Below are 13753 nucleotides of genomic sequence, written 5' to 3'. Positions count from 1 at the left end.
CGGTTACATTTGCCGAAAGGATAGACAATGGACGAATTGAATAGCCTCACCATTTCGGAGGAACGCCTCGCGGATTGCCGTGATGTCGTGGAGCCGGATTTGCAGGAGTTGATCCAGCGCGCACTGACATCGGGCTTTTCACGGGAGGAAATTCTCATAGCAGTCAGCGAATTGGTCGCAGAAGATTTCGCGATGGTCATGGAAACCCCGAGCGTGCATTGAGGAACGAGCGGTGACCTTGATGGCACAGAAGGATCTCTTTGGCGGGGCCGACGACGGCTTTCCCGAGGGTTTCCGATATTCGCGGGATATTGTGCCCGCCGATCTGCAGCGCTCGCTTCTCGAAGCAATACCTGTCCTGCCGTTCAAAGCCTTCGACTTTCATGGGTTCGAAGGCAAACGCAGGACCGTCTCCTTCGGCTGGAGATACGATTTCGAGAGTCAGCGCATGAGAAAAGCAGAGGAAATACCCTCATCGCTGCTCCTCATTCGCGAGGTCGCCGCACGCTTCGCGGATATCGTGCCGGAGGCGCTGGAACATGCTCTCGTGACGGAATACGCCGCCGGCGCGCCGATCGGCTGGCACAAGGATAAATCCGTGTTCGGCCGGGTCGTCGGCATATCCCTGCTTTCGTCCTGCACCTTCAGGCTGAGGCGCCGGAACGGCGACAAGTGGCAGCGACGATCGCTCGTGCTTGAACCCGGCTCTGCCTATCTCATGGCCGGGGCCTCAAGAACGCTCTGGGAGCATTCCATCCCGCCTGTCGATCGACTGCGTTATTCAATCACCTTCCGGGAATTGGCCACGTAAACCGCGGGAACATCGGCTCCAGCAGATGGTTACTCCGTCTTTCGCACAAATGGAGATGACGATGGCCGAGCAGGATGACGCGACACGCGTATGGGAGTTGATCGACAGAATAGGGTTCTGCATGTTGACGACCCGCAATGGCGACAATCTGCGCCCCCGGCCGATGTCCGCCTACAGCGCGCAACTTGAAAACGCGGTCTATTTTCTGACTGATCTCGCCAGTCACAAGGATGACGAGGTCGCCCGCTGGCCGGGCGTCTGCCTGGCCTTTGCCGACACCAAGGCACAGAAATATGTTTCCGTATCGGGGGCGGCCGAGGTGCAGAACGATCGCGAGAAGATCCGTGAATTGTGGGCCACTCCGGCAAAGGCCTGGTGGGACAATCCCGACGATCCCTCCATCCGCATCCTCAAGGTCACCCCGTCTTCGGCTGAATATTGGGACAGCCCCGGCACCATCATCAGCTATATCAAAATGGCGGCCGCAGCGGTCACAAACAGCAAACCTGACATGGGCGACAATGCCGAGGTCACGCTCTGACGGACCGGCGCTCAACTGAGGCCGAAGGCATGCCGCTCGCCAACCGACGTCAAGCCCGGTTGGCCGACGCCTTGACGAAATCGATGAATGCCCTGAGCGGCGCAGGCACCAGACGCCGGCCGGGATAATAGAGGAACGGCCCGGAAAAGCGCTGCCACCACGGCTCGAGAATAGGCTCAAGTGCGCCGCTGTCGAAATGCGGGCGCAGCCAGTCTTCGAAAATGCAGATGATTCCTATGCCCGCTATCGCCGCGTCGACGGAAAGATCGGTCGCCCCGCCGACCCTGACAATCAACGGGCCGGTCGGTTCGACCCGCACCACCTCGCCGTCGCGCTCATATTCCCATGGGGTGGTCAGCGCACCGCTGGCAAAACGCCCCAACAAGCAGGCATGATCGAGGAGTTCACTCGGATGTTGCGGCCGCCCGTGGCGGTCGAGATAAGCAGGCGACGCCGCAGTGGCAAAGCGCTGGTGGCGCGGACCGATCGGAATCGCGATCATATCCTGCTCCAGGCGCTCGTCATAACGGATGCCGGCGTCACACCCGGCAGCGAGCACGTCGACAAAGCTCTCCTCGGCGACGATCTCCAGGCGAATGTCGGGATAGGCGGCGAGGAATGGCGGGACGATAGCGGGCAGCACCAGCCGCGCAGCGCTGACCGGAACATTGAGCCGCAGCGAACCAGCCGGCCTGTCGCGAAAACGGTTGACCACGTCGAGCGCGGCCTCCACCTCCGTCAAAGCAGGGGCGAGCCGCTCCAGCAGACCCTTGCCCGCTTCGGTCGTAACGACGCTACGCGTCGTGCGATTGAGGAGTCTGACCTCGAGATCGGCCTCCAGGCGACGCACCGCTTCGCTCAAGAAGGAGGCGCTGCTGCCACTGGCACGCGCTGCCTCGCGAAAGCCACCCGCCCGCGCCACTGCAACGAAGGCGTTGAGGTCACTCAGGTCTGCTTTCACTGTTCGCCACTCCGCACGGCCCGTGCGCATTGTACCCAATTATCACACGCACCGCCAAGGAGTAAGTTGGTCTCATCTCTTGAAAGGAGCGAGATCATGTCCATCATAAATCAGTCCGGCACATTCAATATCGGCGACCGCAAGGTGAGACGACTTGGTTATGGCGCGATGCAGCTTGCCGGGACTGGCGTGTTCGGCCCACCCCGGGATCATGACGCCGCCCTGGCGGTGCTGCGCGAGGCGATCGCAAGCGGTGTAAACCACATCGATACCAGCGATTTCTATGGCCCACACGTAACCAACCAGATCATCCGTGAAGCGCTCCATCCCTATGGGGACGATCTCGTCATCGTCACCAAGGTCGGCGCACGGCGCGGCACGGATGGATCCTGGATTCCGGCCTTCTCGCGCCAGGAACTGACGCAGGCGGTTCACGACAATCTTCGCAACCTCGGCCTCGATGTGCTTGACGTCGTCAACCTCCGGATCGCATTTAACCTGCATAGCCCGGCCGAAGGCTCGATAGAAGCACCCCTGACGGTTCTGGCTGACCTGCAGCGGCAGGGTCTGATCCATCACCTAGGCTTAAGCAACGCCACATCGAAACAGGTCGCCGAAGGCCGCGGGATCACCGAGATCGTCTGTGTGCAAAACCAGTACAATCTGGCGCATCGGAACGACGACCGGCTGATCGACGATCTCGCCCGTCAGGGCACCGCCTATGTGCCGTTTTTCCCGCTCGGCGGATTTACGCCGCTGCAATCGTCCACGCTCTCCAATGTCGCCGCGCGCCTCGGCGCCACGCCGATGCAGGTGGCGCTCGCCTGGCTGTTGCGCCGCGCACCCAATATCCTGCTGATCCCGGGCACCTCGTCGCTTGGCCATCTCAGGGAGAATCTCGCCGCTGCCGGATTGGCGCTGCCGGATGATGCCGTCGAGGAGTTGAACCATATGGCTGACATCGCGGCCTGACAGCTGCCGGCGGTGCGATCGTTACGCCGTGTTCTCGCGCGGCGTGGCGATCTTGCCGGACGTGGTAGCGCAATCTCTCGGTCGGCCGCTGGCTGCGCCAACGGGCCGGTAAACGAGAGCATCAGGATGGCTTCCGTGTCAGAAGCTCATAAGCCACCAAGGCCCCTGACATCGCCAGAAAAACCACGATTGCCAACGGATAATTGGCACTGGTGTTCGGATCGGTAAGCTTGGGAAGGCCGATAACAGTGCCGGCCGCCAGAATCGCCGAGAGCACAATCTCCTGAACGATTAATCTCCAAAAGCCCGACATGACCAACCTCCTGTCATCTCCGTATTATCGGCCGATGGGACGCCCGTCTTTATACTTCACGATGCGGCCGTTGGGAAACACGCATTGACCGCACGGTCCAGTGACCATGCGGTCTGGGTTTCAACGCTTCGGCATCCGACTTGTTGCAGCTATGCTTTCAATAGCGCTCCGGTACGAGCATTTCAGGCGGAACCGGCGCCCTGATGTAGTCGGCATGACGGATACGATCCGGCAGCTGAATCTCAGGCTTCGGCACATCCTCGTAGGGAACCTGCTCAAGAAGATGGGCGATGCAGTTGAGCCGCGCCCGCTTCTTGTCGACGGCCTGCACCACCCACCAGGGCGCCTCCTTGGTGTGTGTGCGCGCCAGCATTTCTTCCTTGGCCTTGGTATATTCCTCCCAGTGGATGCGGCTTTCCATGTCCATCGGCGAAAGCTTCCATTGCTTCAGCGGATCGTGGATGCGCATCTTGAAGCGGAATTCCTGTTCCTCATCGGTGATCGAGAACCAGTATTTGATCAGCACGATGCCGGAACGGACGAGCATCCGTTCGAATTCGGGCACCGAGCGGAAGAACTCCTCGAGTTCGTCAGGGGTGCAGAACCCCATCACGCGCTCGACGCCGGCACGGTTGTACCAGCTGCGGTCGAAGAGCACGATCTCGCCGGCGGTGGGAAGATGCGGGACATAACGCTGGAAATACCATTGATGGCGCTCCCGTTCGGTCGGCGCAGGCAGTGCCACGGTTCGGCAGACGCGCGGGTTGAGCCTTTGGGTCACGCGCTTGATCGCGCCGCCCTTGCCGGCCGAATCCCGGCCTTCGAAAAGCACCACCACTTTCAGTTGCTTGTACTGGACCCAATCTTGCAGCCGCACCAGCTCATGCTGCAGCCGGAACAGTTCGCGGAAATAGATCTTTCGATCGAGCGTCTGCTCCGCCGGTTCCGTCATTCCTTCGACGACCAGATCGTCCAGCCGGTCTTCCTCCAACTGCATTTCCAGCTCCTCATCGAAGCTGTCGGCGATTTCGGCCTTTATCCGGCTGAGCTGGTCCTGATGTGTTTTAGACATGGCTTTCCCTTCCTGCTCATTTGACAGGAGCATGTCACTGCAAAGTTTGTGTGACGGTTGGATAACCCGAAGCTCGTTCACTTGTTCGCCTCTTTCGTCATTCCGCATGCCGGGATCTTTTCGACGCCGGCCGCACCGAGGCGGAGGCGTGTCTAGAGCAGTCCCGTCCTGTAGCGGTCGACGAGGTTGCGGCAGGCGCGGATCGTCAGCGCCATGACGGTGAGCGTCGTGCCGGCGATGCCGCTGCCCGGGAAGGCGCTGGCATCAGTGACGATGATGTTCGGGGCGTCCCAGACCTGGTTGTAGGCGTTGAGCACGGAAACCTCCGGGCTTTCGCCCATGCGGGCCCCGCCGGTTTCATGGATTGCCGCGCCCATGCACATGGTTCTGCGGAACCATTTGCGGAACATGAAGCGGCTGAAGGCATCGGCGTCGGGGAAGGCGCCCCTGCCCATCTCCTTGAGGCCGGTGGGCGAGCCGATGAATTCGAGTTCGCCGCCGACTTCTTTGACCATGGCGATCAGCGTTTCCTCCTGCCGGCGAAGCAGCGCCTGCTCCTCTTCCTGCATAACGCAGCGAATGTGCGGCACCGGAATGTTCCAGGCATCCTTTCGCTTGCCATCGAGGGTGATTCGATTGTCGGCATAGGGCAGCATCCGGCCGAAGCCGAAGAAGGCGAGACGTGCATCGACCTCCTCTGAAACCGGCGCCCTGCCGACGCTGCCCTGATAGTCGAAATCGCCGCGGGCGGCGTCACCCTCGCCGAAGCGCGGGATGAAAATCCCACCTGAGGGATTATAGAAGGGATCGACCGGAGCGGAATCGTCGACGGCCCAACCCTTCGCCTTGGAAAAGGAGCCGAAGGCGAGGCATGGAAGCTGATCCATGAAATAACGTCCGAGCGCGCCCGAGCTGTTTCCGAGCCCATCGGGATGTCTTGCCGATGCCGAGTTCAGCAGCAGCCGTATGCTCTCGATCGGCGAGGCCGAGAGCACGACCGTCGCGGCACGCGCCGTCGAAACCTTCCCCGTATTGCGATCGATGAATTCCGCACCGGTGGCGCGGCCGGTTTTTTCGTCGGTGGTGATGCGGCGCACGATGGCGTCGTAGCGGACCGTCAGCCGGCCGGTCGCCTTTGCGTCCCGTAGCGGTCGCGGCATGCGTTCGGCGTCCGGCGCGATATAGCGCCAGGAGACAACGTGCCGTTCCGGCCAGCGGCTTTCCACAGCCTGCTTGAAGATCTGTTCTGCCGGCGTCAGGTTGGCCGGTTTCGCATAAAGGCCGTCCGGCAAGGTCGGCACATCGTCCTTGTTGCCGTAGAGCCCGAGATAGGCCTCCACCTCGTTATAGAAGGGCGTGAGCTCGTCATAGGAAACCGGCCAGTCCACGCCCTTTCCGGTGCGCGCTCGGATCTTGAAATCATCGTCGGTCCAGCGCAGCAGCACGCGGCCGAAACTGTGCAGACGCCCGCCGCCCTGGCGGCCGCGGATCCAGAGAAAGGGCTCACCCTTCGGCGTCGTATAGGGGTTCTTGCGATCGTTGACGAAGAAGTGGCTGAAGCGTTCGGTAAAAAAGGCCGCCCGCGCCTGGATCGGCTGGCCTTTCAGGGTGGCGCGTGCACGCTCCCAGATATTGATGCTGCTTGCCGGTGCCTTCTTGCGCATCGGGTCGAAATCCCTGGGGCCGACGGCGGGTCCAGCCTCGAGCAGCAGCACCGACAGTCCTTGGGCCGTCAGCTCTTTAACGGCAAAGGAACCCGCCGCGCCGGAGCCGATCACCAGCGCATCATAAACGATCTCAGACATGTCTTTTTCAAATCCTGTCCTGGGGCAATTCCTCAATGCAGCGCGAGACGCGTCCGGAATTGCGGGAAAGCGAAGGGATGGCGCGTCATAGCCGCGATCCATCGGCAGCGAAGAGCGACGCCTTGGCGATATCCAGGCCCGGAGCCACGGCATCGCCGGGCTTGAGGTCGACGTCGCCCATAAAACGAAGCGAAAGGCTTTGCTCCGCCCAGTCGAACCAGACGACGGTATCCGATCCCATCGGCTCGACGACGGAAACCCGGCCAGGAATGGTGGCCAGCCCGTTTACCGTCCCGTCGAGCACAAGATGCTCAGGGCGAAATCCTAATGCAACAGGCCCTTCCGCCACGGCTGCCCGGAAAGCATAGCCGGAGAGATCGACGGTCAGCCCGTTGCTTCGGAAGAGGGGAGTGTCGCCGCCGCGCTCGATCCGGCCCTCGATGAAATTCATCGCCGGAGCACCGATGAAGCCGGCGACGAAGAGGTTGGCCGGATGGCGGTAGATCTCCGCCGGCGAGGCGAGCTGCTGGATCACCCCGTCGCGCATGATGGCGATGCGATCGGCAAGCGTGAGGGCCTCCACCTGATCGTGGGTCACATAGATCATGGTATTGCCGAGGCTCTGATGCAGCTTCTTGATCTCGACGCGCAATTCGTTGCGCAGCTTGGCGTCGAGGTTCGACAGCGGTTCGTCGAAGAGGAACACATCCACTTCGCGCACCAGTGCCCGGCCGATGGCGACACGCTGACGCTGGCCGCCGGATAGCTCGGCAGGGCGCCGATCGAGCAATTTGTCGAGATGGAGAAGGGCAGCGGTCCGGGCGACGCGGGCCTCGATCTCTGGCTTCGGCAGACCGGCGACACGAAGGCCGAAAGAGAGGTTCTTGCGCACCGACATGCGCGGATAGAGCGCGTAGGATTGGAAGACCATGCCGATGCCGCGGTCCTTCGGCTCCTCCCAGCTGACGTTCCTGCCTGAAATCCAGACCTCGCCCGCCGTAATGTCCTGCAGGCCGGCGATGGCGTTCAGCAGCGTGGACTTGCCGCAGCCGGAAGGGCCAAGCAGCACCAGGAACTCGCGCGGCGCGACGTCGATCGACATCTTCTCGATCACCGTATGGTGGCCATAGGCGATCTTCAGGTCCTTGACGGAGACGGCGGATTGCATGGAAGCATTACCCCTTGACTGCGCCGGCGGCGATGCCGCGCACGAACCAGCGGCCGGACAGGAAATAGATGGCGAGAGGGACGATGGCGGTCAGGATCGTCGCCGCCATGTTCACATTGTAGGTGCGTTCGCCCATCGTGGTATTGACGATATTATTGAGCTGCACGGTCATCGGCAGGTTGTCGCGCCCGGCGAAGACCAGACCGAGCAGGAAGTCGTTCCAGATGCCGGTGAACTGCAGCATGGAGACGACGACGACCATCGGCACGGCGATCGGCAGCATGATTTCGAAGAAGATGCGCCAGAAGCCGGCGCCGTCGACGCGCGCCGCCTTGCAGAGCTCCTCCGGCACGCTGACGAAGTAGTTGCGGAAGAGCAGTGTCACCAGCGGCAGGCCGAAGATGACATGGACGAGAATGATGCCGGCGAGTGAATTGTAGAGACCGATATTCGCCATGGCGCGAACCATCGGATAGAGGAAGATCTGGTAGGGGATGAGACCACCGGCCATTAACAAGCCAAAGAGCGCATTCGCCCCGCGCGGCCGCCAAAGCGACAGCGCATAGCCGTTGACGGCGCCAACGAAGACCGAGATCGCGACCGCGGGGACGGTGATCGCCACCGAATTCCAGAAGCCGCTGCGAATGCCAACACAGACGGTTCCCATGCAGGCGCCCGACCAGGCGGTCACCCAGGCGGAGAAATCGAGCCTTGCCGGCAGGGCGAAGATCTGTCCGAGCCGTATCTCGTCCATGCTCTTCAGCGAGGTGACGACCATCGTATAGAGCGGCAGAAGGAAGAAAAGCGCGGCGACGACGAGAAAGGCATAGAGACCGATGCGTCCAGCCGTGAGGCGCGCCGGCTTCGGCCCGTTCGGGTGAGGCTGGTTCATCACGCCGCTCCCTTTGCCCGATTGCGCATATGCATCGCATAGCGGAACGGTGCGACCGCAATGATGACGCCGAGGACGAGCACCGTCGCCCCTGCCGTGGCAAGGCCGAGATTCTGGCGCCCGAATAGATTGTCCATAATGAATTTTGCCGGCACTTCGGTGGCATTGCCGGGGCCGCCATTGGTCATGGCGACGACAATGTCGTAGGTCTTGATCACGCCCATGGCGAGCAGCATGCCGGCGGCGGCGAGCGCCGGCCCGAGCTGGGGCAAGATGATCGAGACATAGATGCGCCAGACGGGAATGCCGTCGATGCGCGCCGCCTTCCATTGCTCGGCCTCGATGCCGCGTATGCCGGCGAGCGCAATGACCATGACGAGCCCCGCGCCCTGCCACACGCCGGCAAGCACCAGCGCATAGATCGCCATGTCGCGATTGACGACCCAGTCGAGGACGAAGCTGTCCCAGCCGAGCGCACGCACGCTCGCCTGAATGCCGAGCGTCGGATTGAGCATCCATTGCCAGATCAGCCCCGTCACCACGAAGGACATGGCGTAGGGATAGAGGAAGATCGTCCTGAAGGCGCTTTCGAAGCGAATCTTGCGGTCGAGTGCGGCGGCCAGCAGGAAGCCGAGCAGCAGACAGCCCGACACATAGAGGACGCCGAAGATCAAGACGTTCTGCAGCGAGGCGAGCCATTTGGCCGAGGCGAAGAGCTTCGAATATTGCGCGAAGCCGACATAGGTTGAAGATGGAAAGAGCGTGGAATTGGTGAAGGACAGCCGGATCGACCAGGTCATCGTGCCGATGAAGACCACGACCGCGGCGAACCATGTCGGCAAGAGGGCGATGGTCGCGGAAGGATTGCGCTTGCGTTTGACGGACATCGGCCAGCTCGTAGACGGATGGAAAGCGGAACACGCGCCGTGGCGTCGGGATCAATCCGACGCCACGGGCACGATCCTACTCGAAGATGGCGAAGAAATTCTCGGCCGCAGACGCCGCGTCGTTCGAGCCGCCGCTCCAGTATTCGTCGACGAAATCATCGAGCGCGCCGACCTGCTGCGGTGTGAGCACGATGGCCTGATCCGGTACGATCGCGCCGGCAGCCATCAGTTCTGCACCCTTCTGGGCGCAGGCATCAAGCTTCGACTTATCGACGTCGGCGCGCATCGGGACCGAGCCCTTCTTAAGGGCGAATTCGACCTGGACGGTCGGGTCCATGACGACCTCGGCAAGAAGTTTCTGCGCCTTGTCGGTCTGGGCATTGCCAGTCTTAGGGAACCAGAGCGCGTCGGCGATGTAGACCATGCCCTTGGATTCAGGAGCGATCATGCAGCCATAGTCCTTGCCCGGCTCCTTGCCGGCGACGGTGAATTCGCCCTTGGCCCAGTCGCCCATGAACTGCACGCCTGCTTTGGCGGTGATCAGCATCGCGGTCGCATCATTCCAGTTGCGGCCGGCAGCACCCGCATCGACATAGCCGCGCAGCTTGCCGAGGATTTCAAGCGTCTTCTTGACGCCCGCGACAGACGCTTCGCTCTTGTCCTTGTCGACATAGATCTTCAGAAAGCCATCGATCCCGACCTGCGAGAGCAGGATCATATTGAAGACCTTGGTTTGCTGCCAGGGCTGCCCGCCCCAGGCGACGGGAACGACGCCGGCGGCCTTCAGCTTGTCGAGATCGGCGAAAAACTCGTCCCAGCTCTTCGGCTCCTGCGCAATGCCGGCCTTGCCGAAGGCATCCTTGGAATAGAAGACCCAGCTTTCGCCATGGGCGCCGGTCGGCGCGAGATAGACCTTGCCGTCATAGGAGATGAGATCATGGATCGATTTCGGCAGGGCATCGGCCCATTTGCCGGCGGCGGCGACATCGTCGATCGAATTGAACAGGCCCTGGCTGACGAAATCGGCGGCGGCAAGGCCGATGACGCCCTGTTTGGCGCCGGGCGCATCACCGGCAACGATACGGTTCTGAAAAGCCGCATCGGCCGCGCCGAAACCGGCGATCGAGGAATCCTTCCAGACGCCGCCGCGCTTTTCGAATTCGCTTCTGATGATGTTGAGGGCCGCGGCTTCGCCGCCCGACGTCCAGGACGACATGATCTCGATCGTCGGTTTGTCTTCGGCATGCGCCGCGGCGAAGAGACCGGCGACAGCCACGCCGGCAAGAAAAAGCTTCATCATGGTCTTCATTGTTCCACCTCTTGAAAATGCCCTCTTGGCGGGGCGTTTATCGTCTTCGGAATGATATCAGCGGTAGATCGGCAGGAGCGCCTGCCGGACGAGCGTCAGCCCGTTGGCGATGTCGCGGACGGGATCCGGCGCGGCATCGAGTTCGAGGATCGCCCAGCCTTCATAGGCCCGGTCACGCAGCAGCCGGATCCAGGCCGGCCAGTCGACCCGTCCGAGGCCGAAGCCGCAGAAATAGGGCTGATGGCGTTCATGGATGTGCTTGTCGATCGGAGTATCGGCCGGCATCGGACCGATCGCATCCTTCCAATGGGCGATGATCATGCGCTCGTGATGGCGATCGACGAGCTGGACGGGGTCGGAGCCGGCAACGATGATATGGGCAGTGTCCGGGCACATATGCACATAGGCCGGATCGGTCAGCAGCATCATCAGATCGACATCGCGCGCCGCGGCAAAGATCGAGTGAGCCTCGGTATGCAGCGCGAGCCGGACGCCTCCGGCATGGAGGATCGCGCCGAGCCGGTTGAGGAAATCGGCGATCGTCTTGGCGCGATCGAAATCGTGGAACTGCACCGGCTGGGCGCCGAGCGTCTGGCGCAGGGGCGCGCCGATCACGATGATGTCGCCGCCGCAGGCTTTCAGGAAATCGGCATATCGTTCCGCCTTGTCGATCAGCGCGCGCTGGGCTTCAGGGTCGGTAAAGTCTCCCGCTGCCTCGAGCTCTGCGAAGAAGCCGCTGCAAAGCGTCAGGCCGCGCCTTGCCAGTTCGGCGGCAAAGCCATCGATCGAACCGTAGGTCTTGATCGCGTCCTGCCAGTTGAAGGGAGAGAAGGTCAACTCGACGCCGGTGACGCCGGAGGCCTGGACGCTGTCGAGGATCTTGTCCCAGAAGGCGCGCGGCGCGGCGCGTGCATAGTCGACGATCGCATCATGGCTGCCGACGCCCCAGAAGCCGGGATGGAAGAACGTCACGAGATCGACGCCGAAGCGTAGTCTGTCGCCAATGGCCATAACCTATCCATTCTCAAGGCACAACCCGCCTGCATGCGAAACAGCGGCTCCGCATCCAATAAGTCATGCATTTTCAAAGCATTAATTAGTGGCAATCGTTTGCCATGCTCAGATGATAGCCAAGCTGGTTTTTTAAGCAAGCGATTTTTGGCAAACGTTTGCTATAAACCGTCACCTGCCTTAGAATTGCAAATTGAAGCATCCGGGAGACGGAACTAAAGGTGAATAAAAACAAGGATGTGGCGGCAGAAGAGCCGTCGGGCGCGTTGATGGCTGACGTTGCGCGGCTCGCCGGTGTCGCGATATCGACGGTCAGCCGGGCGCTTGCCAATCCCGGACGGGTCAACGAGAAGACCCGCGCCAAGATCAATGCGGCCGCCAGGCAACTCGGCTACACGCCGAACGCGATGGCGCGCGGCCTCAGGGTCGGAAAATCCAATACCATCATGATCATTTTGCCGGGTTCGCCTTATTATGGCGCCTCGCAGATCATCCCGCAGGTCCTGCAAAGCATCAATAAATCCCTGATCCAGAGGGGGTATAACTTGATGATCGCCAATCTCGATCGCGAGGAAGCTTCCGAACGGCACATACTTGATCTTGCCTTCAGCGGCACGGTTCGGGGAGCCATTATCTTCTCGTCGAAACTTCCGGAGATCGAAGGGCGTTCGCCTGCGGGGGCAGGCCTGCCGATCGTCTCGATGTTGTTCGACATGAGTGATGCCGGTTTGCCGAGCGTCGTCACCAACGACCGGGAGGCGATCCGTGACGCGACGATGGAATTGATCCGTTCGGGTCATCGGCGCTTCCTCTATATAGCCGGCCCCGAGGGAAACTACCACGACGTCGAGCGCTACGCCGGGGTCCTTGAGGCTCTACGCACAGAGGGACTTTCCGAGGAGGCCGTGTCGAGATCTGGCGGCGACCTCGAATACCAGCATGGCTTCGAGATCGGCATTCGCGCAGCCGATGATTTCATGAAGCTCGCCGTCAGGCCGACGGCTGTCATCGCAACGAGCGATGACATGGCAATCTCGTTCATGAGCATTATTCAACGCGCAGGCCTTGTTATTCCAGAGCACGTGTCCGTCGTTTCCTTCGACGGCTCCCCGGTCTGCGAATTCTGTTCGCCGCCGCTCTCGACAATCAAACAGCCCGTGGAAGAGATGGGACGCGCGGCCGTGGAACTTCTGCTCGCCGCCATCGGTCAGACGCAGGATGCGGCAACGATGCGCACCGTCATCCGCAGCCAGCTTATCCTGCGGGAGAGCATTGCCCCTGCAAGGGATTGACGGTGCCGGAACCAAGCACGCACAGAAAGCACATGACAGTAAGAATAAAGCGCGGCGCGATAGGTAAATTCATTCATAGACAAATACCGCAGGGAAGCCTATGTTAGCGCCAGGTATTACCTGTAGCTAAGGAAAGCCTTATGGCATCGCCAACCTCGCTCAAGCTCGATGACGAGCTGAAGGGCCGCGTCCAACAATTGGCCGAGGCTCGCCGCCGTTCGTCCCACTGGATCATGCGTGAAGCGATTGCGCAATATGTCGAGCGCGAGGAGAAGCGCGAGGCGCTGCGGCAGGAGACGCTTGGCGCCTGGAATGAATTTGAAGCGACGGGACTGCATGTCACCGGCGCCGAGGTCGAAAAATGGCTTTCGACGTGGGGAACTGACGACGAGTTGTCCGCACCCGAATGCCACAAGTAATTTTCTCCCCGGCCGCAATCCGCGACCTTCAGAGGCTCCGGGAATTCTTGCGACCGAAAAACCCATCGATCGCCAAGCGGGCTGGCGAAACCATCCTCAAAGGCGTGAGCGTCCTCGGCGCACATCCCCACATGGGACGTCTCATCGAAGACATGTCCGAGCAATACCGGGAATGGCTGATCGATTTCGGCGATAGCGGATACGTCGCGCGGTACCGTGTGGATGGCGACATTTTGACGATTCTCGCCGTGCGGCATCAAAAAGAAGGAGGGTTCTGACCAGAATTTCGAGGGTCCCACG

Annotated in this window: 16 protein-coding genes; 7 read left to right on the top strand and 9 right to left on the bottom strand. The window is 61.1% G+C overall.

Annotated features, from left to right (window positions below):
- The first annotated feature begins 27 nt into the window (after positions 1-27).
- From QWJ46_RS20020 to QWJ46_RS20010, 3 genes are all read left to right on the top strand, one after another.
- Positions 28-222 carry a hypothetical protein gene (locus tag QWJ46_RS20020; RefSeq protein WP_302753189.1) on the top strand — a complete coding sequence of 65 codons (195 nt, stop codon included), beginning with the start codon at positions 28-30 and terminating at the stop codon, positions 220-222.
- Positions 223-241: 19 nt separating this feature from the next.
- Complete coding sequence (locus QWJ46_RS20015) at positions 242-811, top strand: alpha-ketoglutarate-dependent dioxygenase AlkB (protein ID WP_302753188.1); 570 nt, start codon at positions 242-244, stop codon at positions 809-811.
- Between the two features lie 61 nt (positions 812-872).
- Positions 873-1352 (top strand): pyridoxamine 5'-phosphate oxidase family protein, encoded by a 480-nt coding sequence (locus QWJ46_RS20010; RefSeq protein WP_302753187.1) that lies wholly within the window; start codon positions 873-875, stop codon positions 1350-1352.
- A 49-nt stretch (positions 1353-1401) separates the two neighbouring features.
- Here the strand turns inward: QWJ46_RS20010 and QWJ46_RS20005 are convergent, their stop codons facing one another.
- Positions 1402-2313: a LysR substrate-binding domain-containing protein gene (locus tag QWJ46_RS20005; protein ID WP_302753186.1), complete on the bottom strand. Its 912-nt coding sequence runs from the start codon at positions 2311-2313 to the stop codon at positions 1402-1404.
- A 96-nt stretch (positions 2314-2409) separates the two neighbouring features.
- On the opposite strand from QWJ46_RS20005, the gene QWJ46_RS20000 reads away from it, so the two are divergent.
- Positions 2410-3285, top strand: coding sequence for an aldo/keto reductase family oxidoreductase (locus tag QWJ46_RS20000; RefSeq protein WP_302753185.1), 876 nt, complete (start codon positions 2410-2412; stop codon positions 3283-3285).
- Between the two features lie 121 nt (positions 3286-3406).
- On the opposite strand, the gene QWJ46_RS19995 is transcribed toward QWJ46_RS20000, so the two are convergent.
- From QWJ46_RS19995 to QWJ46_RS19960, 8 genes are all read right to left on the bottom strand, one after another.
- A complete protein-coding gene (locus QWJ46_RS19995; RefSeq protein ID WP_302753184.1) occupies positions 3407-3598 on the bottom strand; it encodes a hypothetical protein in 192 nt (63 codons plus the stop codon).
- Positions 3599-3755: 157 nt separating this feature from the next.
- Positions 3756-4670: a polyphosphate kinase 2 gene (ppk2, locus tag QWJ46_RS19990; RefSeq protein ID WP_302753183.1), complete on the bottom strand. Its 915-nt coding sequence runs from the start codon at positions 4668-4670 to the stop codon at positions 3756-3758.
- 152 nt (positions 4671-4822) lie between these two features.
- Positions 4823-6475 carry a GMC oxidoreductase gene (locus QWJ46_RS19985; protein WP_302753181.1) on the bottom strand — a complete coding sequence of 551 codons (1653 nt, stop codon included), beginning with the start codon at positions 6473-6475 and terminating at the stop codon, positions 4823-4825.
- 85 nt (positions 6476-6560) lie between these two features.
- Positions 6561-7643 carry an ABC transporter ATP-binding protein gene (locus QWJ46_RS19980; protein WP_302753179.1) on the bottom strand — a complete coding sequence of 361 codons (1083 nt, stop codon included), beginning with the start codon at positions 7641-7643 and terminating at the stop codon, positions 6561-6563.
- Positions 7644-7650: 7 nt separating this feature from the next.
- Positions 7651-8535 carry a carbohydrate ABC transporter permease gene (locus tag QWJ46_RS19975; RefSeq protein WP_302753177.1) on the bottom strand — a complete coding sequence of 295 codons (885 nt, stop codon included), beginning with the start codon at positions 8533-8535 and terminating at the stop codon, positions 7651-7653.
- The gene (locus QWJ46_RS19970; protein WP_302753176.1) at positions 8535-9422 is read right to left on the bottom strand and encodes a carbohydrate ABC transporter permease; all 888 of its coding nucleotides are present in this window, start codon (positions 9420-9422) and stop codon (positions 8535-8537) included. Before QWJ46_RS19970 ends, QWJ46_RS19975 begins: the two co-directional genes overlap by 1 nt.
- Before the next feature lie 76 nt (positions 9423-9498).
- Positions 9499-10731 carry an ABC transporter substrate-binding protein gene (locus tag QWJ46_RS19965; RefSeq protein WP_302753174.1) on the bottom strand — a complete coding sequence of 411 codons (1233 nt, stop codon included), beginning with the start codon at positions 10729-10731 and terminating at the stop codon, positions 9499-9501.
- Positions 10732-10788: 57 nt separating this feature from the next.
- Positions 10789-11742, bottom strand: coding sequence for a sugar phosphate isomerase/epimerase (locus tag QWJ46_RS19960; RefSeq protein WP_302753172.1), 954 nt, complete (start codon positions 11740-11742; stop codon positions 10789-10791).
- Positions 11743-11963: 221 nt separating this feature from the next.
- On the opposite strand from QWJ46_RS19960, the gene QWJ46_RS19955 reads away from it, so the two are divergent.
- The 3 genes from QWJ46_RS19955 (at position 11964) to QWJ46_RS19945 (ending at position 13731) form a co-directional block, all read left to right on the top strand.
- Complete coding sequence (locus QWJ46_RS19955) at positions 11964-13034, top strand: LacI family DNA-binding transcriptional regulator (RefSeq protein WP_302753170.1); 1071 nt, start codon at positions 11964-11966, stop codon at positions 13032-13034.
- 140 nt (positions 13035-13174) lie between these two features.
- Complete coding sequence (locus QWJ46_RS19950) at positions 13175-13453, top strand: CopG family ribbon-helix-helix protein (RefSeq protein WP_184458968.1); 279 nt, start codon at positions 13175-13177, stop codon at positions 13451-13453.
- A complete protein-coding gene (locus QWJ46_RS19945) occupies positions 13441-13731 on the top strand; it encodes a type II toxin-antitoxin system RelE/ParE family toxin (protein WP_302753167.1) in 291 nt (96 codons plus the stop codon). Before QWJ46_RS19950 ends, QWJ46_RS19945 begins: the two co-directional genes overlap by 13 nt.
- The last annotated feature ends 22 nt before the right edge of the window (positions 13732-13753 follow it).

Source organism: Rhizobium sp. CBN3 (assembly GCF_030518245.1).
GTDB lineage: Bacteria > Pseudomonadota > Alphaproteobacteria > Rhizobiales > Rhizobiaceae > Rhizobium > Rhizobium aethiopicum_A.
Note: the sequence above shows the minus strand (reverse complement) of the source record. Positions and strands in the feature narration are given on the sequence as shown.

Excerpts from the sequence above, each read along its gene's own strand:
- QWJ46_RS20020 (WP_302753189.1), top strand. The coding sequence starts at position 28 with ATGGACGAATTGAATAGCCTCACCATTTCGGAGGAACGCCTCGCGGAT.
- QWJ46_RS20015 (WP_302753188.1), top strand. The coding sequence starts at position 242 with ATGGCACAGAAGGATCTCTTTGGCGGGGCCGACGACGGCTTTCCCGAG.
- QWJ46_RS20010 (WP_302753187.1), top strand. The coding sequence starts at position 873 with ATGGCCGAGCAGGATGACGCGACACGCGTATGGGAGTTGATCGACAGA.
- QWJ46_RS20000 (WP_302753185.1), top strand. The coding sequence starts at position 2,410 with ATGTCCATCATAAATCAGTCCGGCACATTCAATATCGGCGACCGCAAG.
- QWJ46_RS19995 (WP_302753184.1), bottom strand. The coding sequence starts at position 3,598 with ATGTCGGGCTTTTGGAGATTAATCGTTCAGGAGATTGTGCTCTCGGCG.
- ppk2 (WP_302753183.1), bottom strand. The coding sequence starts at position 4,670 with ATGTCTAAAACACATCAGGACCAGCTCAGCCGGATAAAGGCCGAAATC.
- QWJ46_RS19985 (WP_302753181.1), bottom strand. The coding sequence starts at position 6,475 with ATGTCTGAGATCGTTTATGATGCGCTGGTGATCGGCTCCGGCGCGGCG.
- QWJ46_RS19980 (WP_302753179.1), bottom strand. The coding sequence starts at position 7,643 with ATGCAATCCGCCGTCTCCGTCAAGGACCTGAAGATCGCCTATGGCCAC.
- QWJ46_RS19975 (WP_302753177.1), bottom strand. The coding sequence starts at position 8,535 with ATGAACCAGCCTCACCCGAACGGGCCGAAGCCGGCGCGCCTCACGGCT.
- QWJ46_RS19970 (WP_302753176.1), bottom strand. The coding sequence starts at position 9,422 with ATGTCCGTCAAACGCAAGCGCAATCCTTCCGCGACCATCGCCCTCTTG.
- QWJ46_RS19965 (WP_302753174.1), bottom strand. The coding sequence starts at position 10,731 with ATGAAGACCATGATGAAGCTTTTTCTTGCCGGCGTGGCTGTCGCCGGT.
- QWJ46_RS19960 (WP_302753172.1), bottom strand. The coding sequence starts at position 11,742 with ATGGCCATTGGCGACAGACTACGCTTCGGCGTCGATCTCGTGACGTTC.
- QWJ46_RS19950 (WP_184458968.1), top strand. The coding sequence starts at position 13,175 with ATGGCATCGCCAACCTCGCTCAAGCTCGATGACGAGCTGAAGGGCCGC.
- QWJ46_RS19945 (WP_302753167.1), top strand. The coding sequence starts at position 13,441 with ATGCCACAAGTAATTTTCTCCCCGGCCGCAATCCGCGACCTTCAGAGG.